Origin of the sequence: Bacillus halotolerans, assembly GCF_004006435.1 — a bacterium.
GTDB lineage: Bacteria > Bacillota > Bacilli > Bacillales > Bacillaceae > Bacillus > Bacillus halotolerans.
The window spans coordinates 3268990-3286938 of the sequence record NZ_CP029364.1 but is presented as its reverse complement, the minus strand read 5'-3'; the positions used below and the strand labels follow the sequence as shown (position 1 = coordinate 3286938).

Annotated in this window: 19 protein-coding genes; 2 read left to right on the top strand and 17 right to left on the bottom strand. The window is 44.6% G+C overall.

The window, feature by feature from the left end; all coding sequences use genetic code 11:
- Positions 1–10 precede the first annotated feature (10 nt).
- Positions 11–823, bottom strand: a complete 813-nt coding sequence (locus DIC78_RS16880; protein WP_106020257.1) for an amino acid ABC transporter substrate-binding protein — start codon at positions 821–823, stop codon at positions 11–13.
- Positions 824–836: 13 nt separating this feature from the next.
- Positions 837–1373, bottom strand: a complete 537-nt coding sequence (locus DIC78_RS16875) for a GNAT family N-acetyltransferase (protein ID WP_106020258.1) — start codon at positions 1371–1373, stop codon at positions 837–839.
- A gap of 156 nt (positions 1374–1529) precedes the next feature.
- Between DIC78_RS16875 and DIC78_RS16870 the strand changes: the two genes are divergently transcribed.
- Positions 1530–2450 (top strand): LysR family transcriptional regulator, encoded by a 921-nt coding sequence (locus DIC78_RS16870; protein WP_106022162.1) that lies wholly within the window; start codon positions 1530–1532, stop codon positions 2448–2450.
- 76 nt (positions 2451–2526) lie between these two features.
- On the opposite strand, the gene DIC78_RS16865 is transcribed toward DIC78_RS16870, so the two are convergent.
- The 13 genes from DIC78_RS16865 to sppA all read right to left on the bottom strand — a co-directional run bounded on the left by DIC78_RS16865 (position 2527) and on the right by sppA (position 13655).
- Positions 2527–3210 carry a metal-dependent hydrolase gene (locus DIC78_RS16865; RefSeq protein ID WP_127696648.1) on the bottom strand — a complete coding sequence of 228 codons (684 nt, stop codon included), beginning with the start codon at positions 3208–3210 and terminating at the stop codon, positions 2527–2529.
- A gap of 63 nt (positions 3211–3273) precedes the next feature.
- Positions 3274–4041 carry an SDR family oxidoreductase gene (locus DIC78_RS16860; protein ID WP_059335663.1) on the bottom strand — a complete coding sequence of 256 codons (768 nt, stop codon included), beginning with the start codon at positions 4039–4041 and terminating at the stop codon, positions 3274–3276.
- A 128-nt stretch (positions 4042–4169) separates the two neighbouring features.
- Positions 4170–4301: a hypothetical protein gene (locus DIC78_RS22015; RefSeq protein ID WP_010335290.1), complete on the bottom strand. Its 132-nt coding sequence runs from the start codon at positions 4299–4301 to the stop codon at positions 4170–4172.
- Positions 4302–4365: 64 nt separating this feature from the next.
- Positions 4366–5751, bottom strand: a complete 1386-nt coding sequence (gene argH, locus DIC78_RS16850; RefSeq protein WP_106020260.1) for an argininosuccinate lyase — start codon at positions 5749–5751, stop codon at positions 4366–4368.
- Positions 5748–6959: an argininosuccinate synthase gene (locus tag DIC78_RS16845; protein WP_127696646.1), complete on the bottom strand. Its 1212-nt coding sequence runs from the start codon at positions 6957–6959 to the stop codon at positions 5748–5750. Before DIC78_RS16845 ends, argH begins: the two co-directional genes overlap by 4 nt.
- 168 nt (positions 6960–7127) lie before the next feature.
- On the bottom strand, positions 7128–7640 hold the full coding sequence (locus DIC78_RS16840) for a MogA/MoaB family molybdenum cofactor biosynthesis protein (RefSeq protein ID WP_106020261.1): 513 nt from the start codon (positions 7638–7640) through the stop codon (positions 7128–7130).
- Between the two features lie 79 nt (positions 7641–7719).
- Positions 7720–8907, bottom strand: a complete 1188-nt coding sequence (locus tag DIC78_RS16835) for an acetate kinase (protein ID WP_024122488.1) — start codon at positions 8905–8907, stop codon at positions 7720–7722.
- 347 nt (positions 8908–9254) lie between these two features.
- A complete protein-coding gene (locus DIC78_RS16830) occupies positions 9255–10241 on the bottom strand; it encodes a class I SAM-dependent methyltransferase (RefSeq protein WP_106020262.1) in 987 nt (328 codons plus the stop codon).
- Between the two features lie 61 nt (positions 10242–10302).
- On the bottom strand, positions 10303–10806 hold the full coding sequence (tpx, locus tag DIC78_RS16825) for a thiol peroxidase (protein ID WP_024122490.1): 504 nt from the start codon (positions 10804–10806) through the stop codon (positions 10303–10305).
- A 109-nt stretch (positions 10807–10915) separates the two neighbouring features.
- On the bottom strand, positions 10916–11371 hold the full coding sequence (gene ytfJ / locus DIC78_RS16820; RefSeq protein ID WP_024122491.1) for a GerW family sporulation protein: 456 nt from the start codon (positions 11369–11371) through the stop codon (positions 10916–10918).
- 13 nt (positions 11372–11384) lie between these two features.
- Positions 11385–12065, bottom strand: coding sequence for a DUF2953 domain-containing protein (locus DIC78_RS16815; RefSeq protein WP_106020263.1), 681 nt, complete (start codon positions 12063–12065; stop codon positions 11385–11387).
- Positions 12066–12140: 75 nt separating this feature from the next.
- Positions 12141–12635 carry an RDD family protein gene (locus DIC78_RS16810; protein WP_106020264.1) on the bottom strand — a complete coding sequence of 165 codons (495 nt, stop codon included), beginning with the start codon at positions 12633–12635 and terminating at the stop codon, positions 12141–12143.
- Positions 12636–12647: 12 nt separating this feature from the next.
- A complete protein-coding gene (sppA, locus tag DIC78_RS16805; RefSeq protein ID WP_044153849.1) occupies positions 12648–13655 on the bottom strand; it encodes a signal peptide peptidase SppA in 1008 nt (335 codons plus the stop codon).
- 184 nt (positions 13656–13839) lie between these two features.
- Between sppA and DIC78_RS16800 the strand changes: the two genes are divergently transcribed.
- Positions 13840–14643: an NAD kinase gene (locus DIC78_RS16800; RefSeq protein WP_024122495.1), complete on the top strand. Its 804-nt coding sequence runs from the start codon at positions 13840–13842 to the stop codon at positions 14641–14643.
- Between the two features lie 34 nt (positions 14644–14677).
- Here the strand turns inward: DIC78_RS16800 and DIC78_RS16795 are convergent, their stop codons facing one another.
- Together DIC78_RS16795 and mbcS are read right to left on the bottom strand one after the other, a co-directional pair.
- Positions 14678–16270, bottom strand: a complete 1593-nt coding sequence (locus tag DIC78_RS16795) for an amidohydrolase (protein ID WP_106020265.1) — start codon at positions 16268–16270, stop codon at positions 14678–14680.
- Between the two features lie 19 nt (positions 16271–16289).
- Positions 16290–17879: an acyl-CoA synthetase MbcS gene (mbcS, locus tag DIC78_RS16790; RefSeq protein ID WP_106020266.1), complete on the bottom strand. Its 1590-nt coding sequence runs from the start codon at positions 17877–17879 to the stop codon at positions 16290–16292.
- Positions 17880–17949: the final 70 nt, after the last annotated feature.

Sequence of the window (17949 nt, the reverse complement as noted above, 5' to 3'; positions counted from 1 at the left end):
ATTTTCAGCTTCATTTATTTTTAAAACTTGATTTTGAGTAATCTGCGCCGAGCCATTTTTGACTCAGCCTTTTTAACGTTCCGTCTTTCTCCAGCTTTTTAATGGCTTGATCCGTATCATCAGCTAAGGTTTGACTGCCTTTATTGAACATGAAATATACCTCAGTATCCAATAACACATCACCGACTGTCTTTTGACGGAAAGCGTGCGTTTTATTTTGAAAGTCGACCGCAAACGGTGTGGATATGGTTGCGTCGGCACGGCCGGTTTCAATTTGATTGGCCGTGTCATTGCTTCCCTGTCCGGCGTATTTCAGATGAATCGGATTGCCGTGAGCTTTGTTGTACGTCGTGATATAATCCGCTGCATTTGATGTGGCACCGACAATGACTGTTTTTCCGTGTAAATCTTTTAATGTATCAATCTTGTTATTATCCTCTCTCACGGTGATATACATCGGCGAATAGTTATACGGCACTTTATGATACAAAAAACGTTTTTCGCGCTCTTTGTTTTTGGCCATATTGTGGGCGATCACATCAATTTTTTTATTTCCAAGACTCGTCAGAAGATTTGAGAAATCCATCGTCTTAAATTCGAAGGTATATTGAGGCAATTGTTTATCGATGGCTTTCATCACTTCAATGTCGTACCCGGTCAAATCGCCTTTTTCATTTAAAAATGCAATATTCGGAAAATCTGTCCCAGTGCCGACAATAATCGTTTGAGCCTGACTATCCGTTTTCCCGTTTGTTTCCTGTCCGCATCCAGCCAGTAATCCAAACACCGACAGCAGAAAAGCTATTCTCATTCGCTTATTCATAGGCTGCCTCTCATTATGCCCAGCTGGGGGTGCCTAAAAGCGACGGCTCAAATCGTTCCGGAATCAGAACCTTATGCATCATGACACCTATATCCCCATCTTTCTCCTGCTCAAAATACACTTCATACCCCCTCCTTCTGTACATATCGACGAGCCAAGGATGCTTGCGCGCCGAGGTGCCGAGCGTCAGCGCCGGTGCCTTCAGCATATCCCGCAGCACTTTTTCCTCAACATACGTCAGCAGCTTACTGCCGACGCCTTTCCCTTTATATTCCGGCAGCGTTGCAAACCACCATACAAATGGATATTTTGAAGGGGGCGATTCATTCTCCCATGGAAACCGGATGGTAATCGTTGAGATGAGCTTGCCGTCCCGCTCCAGCACAACTGCTGAATGATTTTTGATATTTTCTGACACCATATGTATGTCAGCTCTTGTGGAAGGCCAATCAATATCCAGCTGCCGAATTGGTTGAAAGGCGCTGTTAACCAGTTTTAAAAACTCCGGTGCATCTTCAACAGTTGCCAATCGAAAAATATCCTCACTCATTTTGAGCACTCTCCTCCACAAAATATACAATTCCTATTTGTTTACTAAGCTTTTATTGTTTATACTATAAAGCATACTTTCATGTTTGACTAATCAAAAAAAATAATCCTTGAGTTCAGAAAATGTAATGATGAAAAGACAGGGGGGAGAAGCATATTGGAGTTTCGCTCAATTAAAACGTTTCATACGATTGTTACATTCGGAAGCTTCTATAAGGCTGCGGAAATATTAAACTATTCACAGCCGACAATATCGATGCGCATGAAGCAATTAGAGCAGGATTTAGGCGTGCAATTGTTTGAACGGGGAAAACACCTGCAGCTGACAAAAGCCGGAAGACTCTTTTTCGAAAAAACAGGGGATCTTTTAACTCAATACGAGGCGCTTACGCACACTCTTTCCGACTTAAAGGAAGGGGATGCCGGCATTATCAATGTAGGCATTTCAGAGCCGACTGCAAGCTTCATATTTCCTGATATTCTGAAGGATTTCTTAAATGATTATCCAAAGATAACGGTTAATGTAAACGTAGATGACGCCAATACCTGCAGCCAAAAGCTTTTAGACGGCACTATTGATTTTGCAGTCTGCGGCGAACCGGAACTGATTCTTGAAAATTATTACAAACCGTTTTTTTATGACACTTTAAATTTAATTGTATCTGATCGTCATCGGCTCGCTGAGAAAAAAGCTGTTCATTTATCTGATTTAGAAGGCGAATGTTTTATATTTACGCCTGCCAATTGCCCCATTCGTATTCAAATTGAACAGCACTTGCATAAGGCATTTAGTAATCATTACAAGAAAATGGAGCTCACAAGCAGCATGGCACATGAATATTACGTGCGAGAAAACATTGGTATTTCAATCTTCACCAGTACGGCACATTCTAAACCGCTGAAAGGCACAAAAGTCATCCCCATTATCAATCTAGACATATCACCGCCTATAGGGCTTTTGACAAACAGAAAAGAAAAACATTTTGACAGCGCGACAAAGGACTTAATTGATCGAATTAACAACTGCTTCCATCAGCGCAGCCAAGAGCTGAAAGCTGCGGTCAGTTCCGAATTATAAATGGCAAAAATGACAACGGTCATTCCGCACGAAAAATAAAAAGCATCTCCTGATTTTCAGGAGATGCTTTCAGCGTTTAAAGCTCAATCGATTCACCGACGGCCATGACTTTTCCGACTCCGCCCGGCAGGCTGTCTGCAAATGCTTCCGGGTCTTGCTCGATGACCGGGAATGTATTGTAATGAACCGGTACAACTTGTTTTGCCCGCAGCCATTCTGCAGCTAGTTTGGCGTCTTCAGGCCCCATCGTAAAGTTGTCGCCGATCGGCAGGAAGGCAAGATCAATATGGTTCAGCTCCCCGATCAGCTTCATGTCAGAGAAAAGAGCCGTATCGCCGGCGTGGAAGATCGTTTTGCCTTCAACAGTCAGCAGAATACCGGATGGCATGCCTGTGTAGGTGATCGTTTTGTTTTCTTCGTCAGTGATGGCAGATCCATGAAAGGCCTGTGTAAGCTTCACTTTCCCAAAATCAAACTGATGGGAGCCGCCGATGTGCATAGGGTGAACATTTAACCCTTTCCATCCCAAATATACAGCCAGCTCATTGGGTGCCACAACCAGCGCGTTATTTTCCTTTGCGATTTGCTCAGTGTCGCCCACGTGGTCATTGTGGCCGTGAGTCAATAAGATAGCGTCCGCTTTTGCATCCTCCGGCTTTAAATCGGTTAACGAATTTCCTGTCAAAAACGGGTCAAATAAAATATGGTGGTCATTCGTTTCTACTGCAACTACAGAATGTCCGTGATACGTTACTTTCATTTCCTTCACCTCGTCACTTTGTTTTTTATGTTTTCATTTTCCCTTTTTAAGATGCTGAAAAACTTATGTGGATTGATTCTTGTTAATCACATTGAGGCCCCCGGTTGCTTCAATTACAGTTCCTGTCACCAGGTCTGAGTTCTCTTCGCACAAAAAGGCAATGATTCTGGCGATATCTTCACCGGTGCCGGATCTTCCTATCGGCGTTTTTTCTTTGCCGATACGCTGTCTGGCTTCCTCAATTGACGCTTCCTTCATGTCGCCGACAATGTCGCCCGGGCAAACCATATTAGCGGTTATGCCCGATTCAGCTTCTTCTATCGCAATTGTTTTTGTTAAAGAAGCCAATCCCACTTTTGCGGCGCCGAAAGCGGAGCGGTGAAGCCAGCCGGGTGCGTGTGCCGCGCCTTGAAATCCGTACGTGATGATACGCCCGAATTGCTGTTTTCTCATGACCGGAATAACTGCTTTGAATAAGTGAAAGACGGCGCTTAAATTCCCTTCCAGCATACCGTACCATTCGTCATCGGTATAATCAGCTAACTTTTTTCGTTCAAATATGTATGGCCCCGCGTTGTTAATCAAAAAGTCGATTCTCCCGAAGCGGTCCAAGGCAGCGTCTGCGATGCGCAGCAAATCTTCTTTTTTGGTGACATCACCTTTTACAAATTGCAGCCGGTCAAGGTAATCAGGACAGGCTTCCTTCAGGCGGTTTACTGCCTCTTCATCCTGCCTGTAATTCACTGTTACTGAATACCCCTTTGCAAGCAATGTTTCAGTCACTTTGCGGCCTAATCCCTTCGAACCGGCAGTAATTAAAGCATGTCGCACATGAATACCTCCCAAAGCAACGTCGCCGCTTTTCAATAAAGTGTTTCTTCTTCTACTTTACTATAAAAGGCCGGCAATATCACTTTTTACACTTTGCCATACAAAAAAAGCTGCCTATAATAGACAGCCTATTCCGCAGAAGATGAAGGCTCTTGATCCGGGATATCCACATAACCGCTTTGATATGCTTCGGAAATGAGCCTTGTTGTCTCCTGGCTTTCTTGTTCATCATAAATATAGCGTTCCGGTTCTTTTTTCATCCTTCTGCCTCCCATCATTATAGGGGTAGGTTGGCTATAATGACGAGATTTTATGAAGGAAATTTTAACAAACTCCGGCAGCCACGCAAGCTTTCGCCTTTACGAGCGCCTCCTCAACCTGTTTGAAGCCCGTGCCTCCTGCGCTCATTCTTTTTTCGACCGCATGATAAGGATCCAAAACAGTGTAAATATCTTCTTCGAAGAGATCGCTCGCCTTCTGAAAATCGTCAAACGGCATGTCGCTTAAATAGATTCCTTTTTCGATGCATGTGTACACAAGCTTTCCGACCGCTTCGTGCGCTTCTCTGAATGGCATTCCTTTTTTCGCTAAATAATCAGCCAGCTCCGTCGCATTTGAAAAGTCTTGTTTTGTCGCTTGCTTCATGATGTCTTTGTTCACAGTCATTGTTTGAATCATGCCTGTGAAGATTTGCAGGCTGCCTTCGACCGTTTTCACCGTGTCAAACATGCCTTCTTTGTCTTCCTGCAGGTCTTTGTTATAAGCGAGCGGAAGGCCTTTCATGATCGTAAACAGCCCCATCATGTCACCGTACACGCGTCCTGTTTTGCCGCGGATCAGCTCAGCCATATCCGGGTTTTTCTTCTGCGGCATCATGCTGCTTCCCGTTGCATACGTATCGTCTAGCTCAATGAATTTAAACTCCTGCGAGCACCACAGAATGATTTCTTCAGAGAAACGGGAAAGGTGCATCATCAGCATGCTGCTGTTGCTTAAAAATTCCAAAATGAAATCTCTGTCGCTGACGCCGTCGAGGCTGTTTTCATAAATGGAATCAAAGCCGAGCAGCTCTGCTGAATACTCACGATCGATCGGGAAGGTGGTACCCGCGAGCGCTCCGCAGCCGAGCGGAGATTTGTTGATCCGCTTCATTGAATCCTGAAAACGTTCCTTGTCGCGCTCCAGCATCCAGAAATACGCAAGCAGATGGTGAGCGAATGAAATCGGCTGGGCGCGCTGAAGATGAGTGTAGCCCGGCAGAATGGTTTCAACATTTGCTTCTGCCTTATCAATGAGCGCGCCTTGGAATGCCTCTATCAGCTCGATAATGTGAGTGACATGGTTTTTCAGGTACAAATGCATGTCAGTTGCCACCTGGTCATTCCGGCTTCTTCCGGTATGCAGCTTGCCGCCGAGAGGGCCGATTTCGTCAATGAGCATTTTCTCAATGTTCAAATGAATATCTTCATAATCAACTGAGAACTCTAATGCCCCGTCTTCTGCTTTTTGCAAAAGGGCATTCAGTCCCTCACGGATTTTCAGCTCTTCTTCTTCTGTCAGGATACCGCATTTTTTCAGCATGGCAGCATGTGCGAGAGACCCTGTAATGTCTTCGGTCACTAAATGTTGGTCAAATGATATGGACGCGCCGAATTCGTCGACCCATTTTTCCGGTGTTTTTTGGAATCGGCCTCCCCAAAGCTTCTTCATGCTTTAACCTGCTCCTTCTTTTTCACGATGCTGTTCACTTTTGTCGGAAGTCCCCAAAGCTCGATAAATCCGATTGCCGCATGGTGATCAAACGCATCGTCTTTTGTATATGTTGCAAGCTTTTCATCATATAGAGAGTATTCTGATTTACGCCCCTCTACAATCGCATGGCCTTTAAACAGCTTCACGCGAACGATGCCTGTAACGTGTTTTTGCGTTTCTTTTAAGAAAGCGTGCAGCGCGTCTTTTAAAGGTGAGAACCATAAGCCGTTGTAAATGATTTCTGACAGCTTTTGTTCGATGGCCGGTTTAAAGTGCGCGACCTCTTTCACTAATGTCAAATCTTCCAGTTCTTTGTGTGCTTTGATAAGCGTCATCGCACCCGGGCATTCGTATACTTCACGGGATTTAATGCCGACAAGGCGGTTTTCTACGTGGTCGATACGTCCGACACCATGCGCGCCTGCAATTTCGTTCAGTTTTAAAATTAATTCAGAAAGTGAGTAAGAGACGCCGTCGATGGATACAGGCACGCCTTGTTCAAATGCGATTTCTATCACTTCCGGTGTATCCGGTGTTTTTTCCAGCGGCGCTGTAAGGTCGTATGCTCCTTCTGGCGGAGCAGCCCACGGATCTTCTAAAATGCCGCACTCATTTGCGCGTCCCCAAAGGTTTTGATCAATGGAATATGGGCTGTCAAGATTAATCGGAATCGGAATGCCGCGGCTTGCCGCATATTCAATTTCTTCTTCACGAGACCATTGCCATTCCCGAACCGGAGCGATGACTTCAAGGTCAGGATTCAATGATTTAATTGATACCTCAAAACGCACCTGGTCATTTCCTTTCCCTGTACATCCGTGCGCAATTGCCTGCGCCTCTTCTTTTTCTGCGATCTCGACTAATTTTTTTGCAATAAGCGGCCGAGACAATGCGGACACGAGCGGATATTTCCCTTCATACATCGTGTGAGCCTGCAAAGATAACAGCGCGTAATCCTGGGCGAATTCTTCTTTTGCATCGATCACGTAAGAATTTGTTGCGCCGACTTCAAGCGCTTTTTGCTGAACAAACGCCAAGTCCTTGCCTTCGCCGACATCCAGACAGCAGGCGATGACATTATACCCTTGCTCTTGAAGCCATTTTATCGCGACGGAAGTATCGAGACCCCCTGAGTATGCTAATACGACTTTTTTCTGTTCTGCCATGATAAAAATCTCCTCTCAACCCTGTTTCTTTTGTATAAAAATAAATTATATTTAATAAAAATACATTTTGTATGTATACACTTTAACAAGTAAGTTCCTTTTTTTCAAGCCTTTTATTAAAAAAACTTCACCCATTTTTCCAGGTGAAGTTTCGTAGTATTTATTCATTTACTTGTCTTTTCTGATTTCTCTGACCACATGGGCGATCTCCGGAATAATCAGCTTATTCATCGCCAGCTTTACCGCACCGCTGGAGCCTGGCGTTGAAAAAATGGCTGTGTGTTGGATAACGCCGGCTGTGGCTCTCGACATGATCGCACTGGAGCCGATGTCTTCTGTATAACTGAGCATCCTGAATATTTCTCCAAAGCCGGGCAGCTCTTTAGAAAACAACGGCGTAATGGCTTCAATGGTGACGTCCCTCTTTGCAATACCCGTCCCGCCGTTTAAGAGGACCGCGTCCGTCTGATCATCCATGCATCCCGCTAAGACAGACCGCTGCAGGGCATCCTTTTCGTCTTTCACAATTTCATATGCAGCAATCTGATGGCCGGCTTCTTCTAAAGATGAGATCATCAGCCTGCCGCTTTTATCCGTTTCTTCCGTTCTCGTATCACTGACAGTAATCACTTTGCACCGGACAATATCGGGTGCTTCTTGTTTATGCTCTTGAACGCTCATTGGCTCACCTCTTTGTATTTTTGTCTACCTTTATGATGCTTCAACAAAAAAGCACATTCAAGTGAATGTGCTTTTTGCATTATTTAGCTAAACGAACAACGTCTCGTGCAATCATGACTTCCTCATCAGTCGGAATGATCATAACTTTTACTGGAGAATGAGGGTAGCTGATGAACGCTTCCTCACCGCGTACGTTATTAAGCGCAGGATCCCAGTATACGCCCATAAATTCCAGACCGCGAAGAACGCGTTCTCTGACTTCTACGCTGTTTTCACCGATACCGGCAGTAAAGATAATCGCATCCACACCGCTCATTCTGGCAGCGTAAGAACCGATGTATTTGTGGATGCGGCTCGCGAAGACTTCAAGCGCAGTTTCCGCGCGCTCATTTCCTTGTTTCGTTGCTTCAACGATGTCACGAAGATCGCTTGAGAAACCGGAGATGCCAAGCAGTCCGCTTTTTTTGTTTAATGTATTCAGTACTTCGTCAGCTGTCTGGCCTGTTTTCTCCATAATGTATGGGATAAGGGCAGGGTCGATGTTTCCAGAGCGTGTACCCATTGCAACACCGGCAAGCGGCGTGAAGCCCATAGATGTATCAATTGATTTTCCGCCTTCAACAGCTGCAATACTTGCGCCATTGCCAAGGTGGCAGGAAATCAGGCGTAAATCTTTTAACGGACGGCCGAGAAGCTCTGCCGCACGCTCAGTCACATATTTATGAGAAGTGCCGTGGAAGCCGTATTTACGGATACCGAATTTTTCATAGTATTCGTATGGCAGGCTGTACAGGTAAGACTGCTCAGGCATTGTCTGATGGAATGCCGTATCAAAAACAGCAACCGCAGGAACATTTGGAAGCACTTCTTTGAAGGCTTTAATTCCGACGATATTTGCCGGGTTGTGCAGCGGCGCCAATTCAGAAATATCTTCGATCTCCTGAATTGTTTCGTCCGTTAATAAAACGGAATCGCTGAATTTTTCTCCGCCGTGTACCACACGGTGTCCAATTCCGTCAATTTCATTTAAATCTTTGATAATGCCGAATTCTGTCAGCTTATTAAGCAGCATTTTAACCGCTACCGCATGATCAGGTATATCAGTTACTTCTGTATTTTTTTCGCCGTTTACAGAAATCGTGAACACACTGTCGGCGATACCGATTCGTTCAACTAAGCCCTTCGTTAAAACGGTTTCTGAAGGCATTTCGAAAAGCTGAAATTTCAAAGACGAGCTTCCTGCGTTAATTGCAATAATTTTGGACATGATTGACGCTCCTTTTTACTCTGTATCAACATCTTCGTTTTTCGTACTTTTTTCCCGGGTGAATCATCATTTTCTCCCGAAAAATATCTGACTTTTCCATTTAAACATTGTCATGTCGGCTTTTCAAGTCAACTTGTGTATTGATAACGCTTACAAAAAGAAGTCGTTATTTTCAGACACATTGCCTATCCGCTTAACATTGATTAACGCTTACATCATGCAGTTTCTCCTTTCGTATTTTGTGTTTTGAAACCCTATTCAATTCGTTTATCTGCCCTCTGATGTTCAAACAAAAAAACAGCTTAAGCTTCCTCATATGACGGACGCTCAAACTGTTTTTTCATTTTCTATTTTTCCTTAGTAAACCACGCATCTATTTGCGCCATCATGTCGAGCATCGCCTTCTGGTTGGAGAAAGACGGCAGATTCGCAAGCAGAATTTGGTTCGGCGCTTTCGTCTCTTCATCTGTTTTCTGAAGCACAAGGATACTTTTGGCATGGGCTTCGTCTTTAAAAATTGATTTCGGCAGCTGCAATAGTGCATTGATATGAACCTTGTCCTTGAAAAACTGCTTCAGCTTGTCGCTTTGAGAGCTTTCAAACAAATGATTTGGGATCATAAAGAACAGGTATCCGCCCGGTTTCGTATGCTTGACGCTTTGCTCAATAAACAAATGATGGGCGAAGGAATGGCCTTCATCCGCTTTCAGTTCAAAGGCATTTGCCCCTTCGTCATTCGGATAATAGCCAACCGGCAGATCGCATATCACTGTGTCAACCGGATCGATAAACAGCGGCTCGAGGCTGTCCTGGTGGAACAGTTCCAGCTCTTTTTTCAGAAGGTTCGCCTGGTCATAGGCGATTTTCAAGAGCACGTCATCTATCTCTATGCCATAGCTTTTCACCGTATTTTCAGACAGCTGGTTTAACACGGTGAACAGAAGATTTCCCGTTCCGACAGCCGGATCAAGAAGCGTTAACTCCTTTTTTCCTGCCATAAACTTATTTACCAGATAACTGATAAAAAGCCCGATTGTGTCCGGTGTCATTTGTCTGTTTGGATGGGATATATCCTTTAATCCCTTTAGGACGGCAAGCTGGAATGCTTTGCGCACCCACTCGTGCTCATATGTGTCAAATTCGGCTTTTTCAAGCAGTGCTTGAAGCTTTGCAGCCTTCTCATTCGGCAGCTTCAGCTGATCTGTTTTTTCAAGAAAATACATTTCTCCCGCTTCGGCAAGCGCTTCTATATATGAAATCTGCAATTCATTTTTTATGATGATCGCGGCATCATCCAGCAGCCCGTATACCGCACCTACATGATCGTTTTGCATAATGTGTTCCTCCTTGCCATGAAAAAAGCTCCGGCGGCAGCCTGGAGCTTTTTTCACCTGCTTACTTCAATAATGCCTTGGCAGCCTCAATCGGCTCTTCATAATTCGGGTGGTTCGTTGCTTCGCTTACATATTCAGCGTAAACGACTTTTCCGTTCTCATCAAGCACAAATACGGAACGCGCAAGCAGACGAAGTTCTTTTATGTATACACCGAACGCTTCGCCAAATGACATGTCTTTGTGGTCTGACAGAGTTTCTACTTTGTCAATTCCGTTTGCTCCGCACCAGCGCGCCTGTGCAAATGGAAGGTCCGCACTGATTGTGTAAATGTTGACATCTCCAAGCTTTGCAGCCTCTTCATTAAAGCGGCGGGTTTGTGCATCGCAAACGCCTGTGTCAATTGAAGGGATAACAGAAATAATCGTTACTTTTCCTTTCATGTCAGCTAACGATTTTTCTTCAAGGCTGTTTGTCAGCACTGTGAAATCAGGAGCTTGATCCCCTACTTTCACTTCTTGTCCGACAAGCGTAACAGGACCGCCTTTGAATGTAATTTCAGCCATTATAATTCCTCCCTTTCGTATGTATGTCTCTATCATAGTAAAGTTTCTTGCAAACTGCAAAGTTTATGCCAAAAAAAAGTTAACTGCGGCCGCCGCAGTTAACCCTTCTTTAATAATTCATATTGTTCATTTGGTTTTGATTTTGGCCTTGGTTTTGATTCTTGTTATTTTTCTTAAACATTTGCTGTATGCGTTCCAGTGTTTGAGGGGCTGCGTCTAGAATTTTCTCAATCAAATGTGTATTTTCATCTAAATGAAGCATTCTGATGCCAGTCGAACCGACAATTAAAAACGCGATCGGCGTAATGGACACACCGCCTCCGCTTCCGCCTCCGAAGGGCAGTTTTTGTTCTCTTGTTTCATCGTCTTCCGATTTTTTCTCAGCCGGCTTGCCGCCAAACTCGCTGCCGCCTGCGGCGAATCCGAATCCGACTTTAGAAACGGTTAAAATCACGCTTCCATCCGGTGTTTCAACCGGATCCCCGATGATTGTGTTAACATCAATCATTTCCTTCAAGTTTTCCATTGCGGTTTTCATTAAACCTTGGATGGGATGGTCTGCCATATACGCTTCCTCCTTAAACTGATGAATCATTCTTTGAAGTCATTCGAGCCGACGGATTTTTCTTTAATACAGAAAGCTCCCGTCCGTATTTGACGAATTTGAAAGCTGCAAGCATAGCATGTCCAAAGCGAAAAAAGAATATACACTGAAAATGGGTCTTGGAAACAGGGACTTGAAACGATGGAATCACTTCATAAACAGGCTTGTTCACAAAGTCTAAATGGTCATGAAGCATAGCTGCGATACCGCCTTTGACTCCCCATACGGCACCCGTTAACACACCTGTCACTGCTGCGTCATGAACCCCGACAACTGTGATCCATTCGAGTTTTGTGATATGCAAATGCGCTATAAAAGAGGCGCTGATTTTCCTTAACTTAGTGACATGATGCAGAAGCATTTCAATTTTATTGATGCTTTGCTGCACATCATCAAACGTAATTTTTTTCTTGCTGCTGCTTTTTTTCACTTTCGTTTTTGTGTTCTGTCTGATATCGACTGTTCCATCATCTTTGTTCACCTTAATCGCCGGAATTGTTTTTTTAATCCGAACCAGGCCAAACAGCGTTGTAATTTTCAAAGTTATTTTGTCATTATCCTCAGCATGAAGATACTCCGCGCCAACATGAATTTTCATTCTGAGAAGCAGCACGATACCTATAAGAATAAGAATGGCTGACAGCACATATACCATATTCTTCACTTCCTCTAGGAAGCATTATCGCCCATTCAGCAAAAAATAAACCCGGACGGGGTCCGGGTTTAGCTGTTATTTACGATATAATTTTTCGTGCACCACAGTTGTATCAGCAATGTAATCATGAATCCCCTGTTTTTTAGGAGAAAAAGCGACGATGATATATAAAATCCAAATTTTATCAATATACCGCCCGACCACTTCACGGAAAATCACAGTGCTCCATGTCAGCTTATAGCCCTGCTTGACAGAAATTACTTTAAGGCCGAACACCATTTTTCCGAGCGTTTGTCTGAAGTATTTGGTCATCAGCGCAAAGTATGCCAGATAAACGAAAAGCGTTGTGATGCTGTACGCTGAGATGGTGAACATGCCGGATATTTTCGGCAGATCCAGTAAAGTAAAGATGGGAGAAACGATTAAATGGTTTAACCCCCACACAACGAGCCAATCAAGCAGGAAAGCCCAAAAACGGACCCAAAAGCCCGCATATGCGTGTGTGAGCTGTTCCGCTTGATCCGGGCCTGCGATGTCGCTGCGCTCTAACTCTTCATATGTCGCATCCATTATTGATCCCTCCTACTTCGCATAGAGATACATCATTCTCGGCGAACCGGATTGTGAAAGAACTTCTCTCATATTCAGAAAATCAATTTCACTTTTAAACATTTTGTTCGCTCCCATAGTAAACAGAGAGCCTAATCCGAAGCTTTCCTCGTAAGAGACGACAGAAGCGTTTTTCAAGTTTTTATGATCCTTTTTCATGGCCGCAATTGTATCATCATAAAATCCGAGTTCATCCACAAGATTCAGTTTTTTCGCCTGCCGCCCGTCATACACGCGCCCGTCCGCGATTTTCTTTACTTCCGCTTTCGATATGCCGCGGCCTTCCGAAATGACATCGACAAAGCCTTCATAGGAGTTATCAACCATAGATTGCATGATATTTTTTTCTTCTTTTGTCATCTCACGGGAAGGAGACATAATGTCCTTGTGAGCTCCGCTTTTAATGGTCTCAAAAGAGATGCCGAGCTTATCAGCCAGCTTTGAATAATTCACGCTCTCCATGATAACCCCAAGAGATCCTGTCAGGGTTTCCGGTGTCGCAAAAATTTTATCGGCAGCTGTTGAGATATAATAACCTCCGGAAGCTGCCATCGATCCCATTGACACATAGATTGGTTTTTTTGTTTCTTTTTTTACCTCTTCCAGTTTTTTATGTATTTCGGCACTTTCATACACTCCGCCTCCCGGAGAGTTTACCTTGAGTACGATCCCTTTTACCGCATCATCCTCTTTTGCCTGCTCAAGATTTTTTAAGAATGTTCGGTGGTTATACCCGTCTGAACCGAGCAGACTGCTTGAATCACCATTATCCTGAATGGTGCCGCTGACCTCCAAAACGGCGATTTTGCTGGAAAGGCTTCCGTTTTCAAGCGTCACTTCCTGAGATTCATCTGTCAGTGACGTAAGGTCTGTTTGGGCACCCTTGACACTTTCAAAGAAACTCATTGAGATACTGACGATGATGGACACGCCAAAAATTCCAAGGGCGATCACTAATGCGATCCATCTTTTTGCATTCATTTTTTCTCCTCCTTTTTCCCAAACTCTCTCATTATACGATTCAAATGAAAAAATGTTTCATTGATGAGAAAGCTCCGGCTTAACGGGCTGCCGGCAAACGTGGTACACTTATGACCAAAGGTATTTTATCACAAATACTGGATGGCAGAAAAACTTAAATATGACAGCAAAGGGGAAATGGGATATGACCGATCATCGCCGTAATGTTTATTTTTTTCACAAACAGGACCAGGAAACAAACAAACAAGTCAGCTCCTTAACACAATTGGCTGAAGAGAACGGATTTACTGTTGTCAATCAGCCTTCTGACGCCAATATTATTGCCAGTGTAGGCGGAGACGGTACATTTTTGCAGGCGGTCAGAAAGACGAATTTCCGTGACGACTGCTTATACGTCGGCATCACCAAAAAGGGGAAAGCTCATTTATACTGTGATTTTAATAGTGATGAGCATGAAAAAATGGTGGATGCGATGACGTTTGAACAAATTGAGGTCAGAAAATATCCGCTGATTGAAGTGACAGTGGATCAGACCAGTCCTTTTCATTGTTTAAACGAAGTTTCCATTCGTTCGAGCATAATTAAAACCTTTGTGATGGATGTGCTGATTGACGATCTGCACTTCGAAACGTTCAGAGGAGACGGGATGATTATTTCCACGCCTACAGGCAGCACAGCTTATAATAAGTCTGTGGCCGGAGCTGTCGTTGATCCGCTGCTTCCCTGCATGCAGGTGACGGAGCTTGCTTCGCTTAACAATAATACCTACCGCACTCTAGGCTCTCCGTTTGTCCTCAGCTCTGAACGAAAGCTGACGCTTCGTGTGGTGCAAGCCGGAAATGAACACCCGATTATCGGTTTGGACAATGAAGCACTCAGCACAAGAAACGTGAAAACGATTGAAATCAAGCTGTCTGATAAAAAAATAAAAACCGTGAAACTAAAGGACAATTCATTTTGGGAGAAAGTAAAACGGACATTTTTATAGAAAAAGAAAAGGACAGGCTATTCGCCTGTCCTTTTTACTGTTGATTCTCATATACAATCTGACCGTTGATAACGGTTTTTTCTATCTTTAAAAGATGAAGCTGTTTCGGGTCAATTGTAAACGGATCTTCACTGAGAACGGTAAAATCCGCGTCATACCCTTCGGCTATTTTCCCCCGTGTCTGCTCTTTGTAAATGATCTCAGCACTTCCTGCTGTATAAAGCCTGATAGCTTCATATACTGTTAAACACTCGCTTTCGTTATAGCTCGGACCGTTCTGTTCGCGGCTGCTTGTCCGGAGCACCGCAGACTGAATGCCGAGAAGCGGCTCAACAGGCTCAATCGGAGCATCAGAACCCCCTGCACATAAAATGCCTTTAGAGATCAGTGTTTTCCAAGCAAAAGCTGTTTTCATACGGCCTTCTCCAAGACGGTCAATCACCCACGGAAAATCACTGGCGACAAAATGAGGCTGAAGATCAAGAGCAATCGGCATGCGTGCTGCTTTTTCAATCAGTTCATCATTCAGCACCTGAGCATGGATCAGACGATCATGCCGGCCGCTTTTTGGCGGATGCTGCTCGACAGCCTGCAGCACTTTTTCAAAGGCAAGGTCGCCAATGGCATGGACGGCAACCTCCATTCCTTTCTCTCTCGCTTTTTGAACGAGGCGGCTGAGTGTTTCATCATCATGGACTTGAACACCGTTTGTAGAAGGATCGTCATGATACGGTTCTTTTAACAAAGCTGTTCTCCCGCCAAGCGCTCCATCAGAAAATAGTTTCATCGCACCGAATTCAACGTACGGGCCAGACGGCTTCTTCATTTGCTCCCACCGATCAACCGCTTCATGATGAACGAGCAAATGACAGCGAAACGGATACTTTCCGCTTGCCGCAGCCGTCTCATAAGCTTTCATCGGAACGGACACATCGCCGTAATAAGACAAATCTTCCGAATGGCCGCCTGTCAGGCCTTTTGTCCAGCAATCCTGAATGCCCGCTGTAAGCGCCTGATCAACATAGTGCTGAGATACAGGCGGAACGGCTTGCAGGACCAGATCCTGCGCCTTATCAAACAGAAGCCCCGTCGGCTCACCGTCTGCATCTCTGCCAATGACTCCGCCATCGGGATCAGGAGTGGCTTTTGAAATTCCTGCGGCTTGCAGCGCCGCAGAATTGACCGCTATTGCATGCCTGCATACCCGCTTGAGCAGGACGGGCCTGTTCGGGAATAAAGGATCAAGGTCATGCTTCGTCAAATAAGCCGGCTTCTGGAATTGATTTTCATTCCAGCCCTCTCCAATGAGCCAATCGTCTTCAGACAGGCTCTCTTCTCTTGCCTTCGCAGCCTGCAGCACAGCTTCTTTAGATGTAAACGAAGACAGATCAAGCTGGAGCTGTTTTTCTCCGTGCCCGATCAGATGCAAATGGCTGTCCACAAATCCTGGAAACATGACTGCTCCGTTCAAACTGATGTCTTTTGTTTCCGGTGAACTGTATTTCTTCTTCAGACTCTCATAGCTGCCGGTGCCTTTTATGACACCATCCTCAACATAAACAGCCTCCGTTTGGTGGCCTTCTTCGAGCATCGTATAAATGAAACCGCCGTGCCATATCGCCTTCATTCACGTTCACTCTCTTTCTTTACGTCTCTTTATTGGCTTTGAGCTGTTCTTCACGTTTTCTTAATTCCACTCGTCTGATTTTTGCAGAAGCCGTTTTCGGCAGGCTTTCGACAAATTCAATCTCTCTTGGATATTTGTATGGAGCCGTAATGGTCTTCACATGATTTTGCAGAACTTTGACGAGCTCATCACTGCGTTTTTCGTGATCTTGCAGGACAACGTATGCTTTAACGATGGAGCCTCTTATTTCATCAGGGCTTGCGACGACAGCACATTCTTTGACTTCAGGGTGCTTCACGAGCGCATCTTCCACTTCGAATGGCCCGATCGTGTAGCCGGAGCTGATAATGATATCGTCATTCCGGCTTTCAAACCAGAAGTAACCATCCTCATCTTTTCTTGCTCTGTCTCCTGTTAGGAAATAATCGCCGCGAATTTGTGTTTTCATTCTGTCCGGATCTTTAAAATATTCTTTAAAGAGTGCCGGGGTGCTGAGGTGAACAGCGATATCACCAACCTCACCAGTTTTGCAGATTTCACCGTCTTCATTGATGATCTCCACCTGATTTCCCGGTGTCGGTTTTCCCATGCTTCCCGGTTTAATGTCCATATCCTTTAAGACACCGACTAAAAGCGTGCTTTCTGTTTGGCCGTATCCGTCTCTGACCTTGACGCCGAAATGCTTTTGGAACACGTCAATCACTTCGCGGTTGAGCGGCTCACCGGCTGAAACAGCGCTGTGCAGGGCTGAAAGATCGTAGCTATCTAAGCCTTCGACCTTTGCCATTAAACGGTATTCCGTCGGCGTACAGCAGAAAACATTGATTTTGTAGCGGTTTAAAAGCTCTAAATATTTTTCAGCTTTGAATCTGCCTTGATACACAAAACCTGTTGCTCCGCTTCCGAGTACCGCCAATAGCGGACTCCATACCCATTTTTGCCAGCCTGGCGCAGCAGTCGCCCATACGGTATCCTGTTCAGAAATATCAAGCCATGCACCGGCAGATGTTTTTAAATGAGCAAATGCCCATCCATGTGTATGTACAACACCTTTCGGCTGTCCCGTTGTTCCGGAAGTATAAGACAAGAACGCCATGTCTTCTCTTGTTGTATCAGCAGTTTGAAAACGGCTTCCATCCGCATCAATCGTTAATAGATTTTTCCATCCGGCATCATTTTCACCAATAGAAAGTTTAATCAGGCGGTCTGCAGTACTGACATCACGGAAAGCGCCAATAAAAGCAGAATAAACAATGGCGCCTTTCACTTCGGCATGTTCAATCCGGTATTCAAGATCTTTCGCACGAAGCATTTCAGAACAAGGAATAACGACCATTCCCGATTTCAGGATAGCCAGATAAACGGCATAGGCTTCGAGCACACGCGGCACCATTACAATCAGTTTATCTCCCTTTTTAAATCCAAGATCAGCCAGAGCCGCACCGATTTTATTTGTTTCTTCCATAAGCTTTTCATACGACCATGATTTTTGTTTGCCCGATTCATCCTCCCATAATAGGGCGGTTTTTTGTCCAGTTGCACTGAACTTTTCGATTTCATTAACTAAATTGTATTCCATTGGGGCAATTAAATCTTCTCGTTTCAACACGAACAACTCCTCACTTTCTCCACCCATTATACATAAATACATGCCGTTTCCGTAAGGATATGCCTAAAAA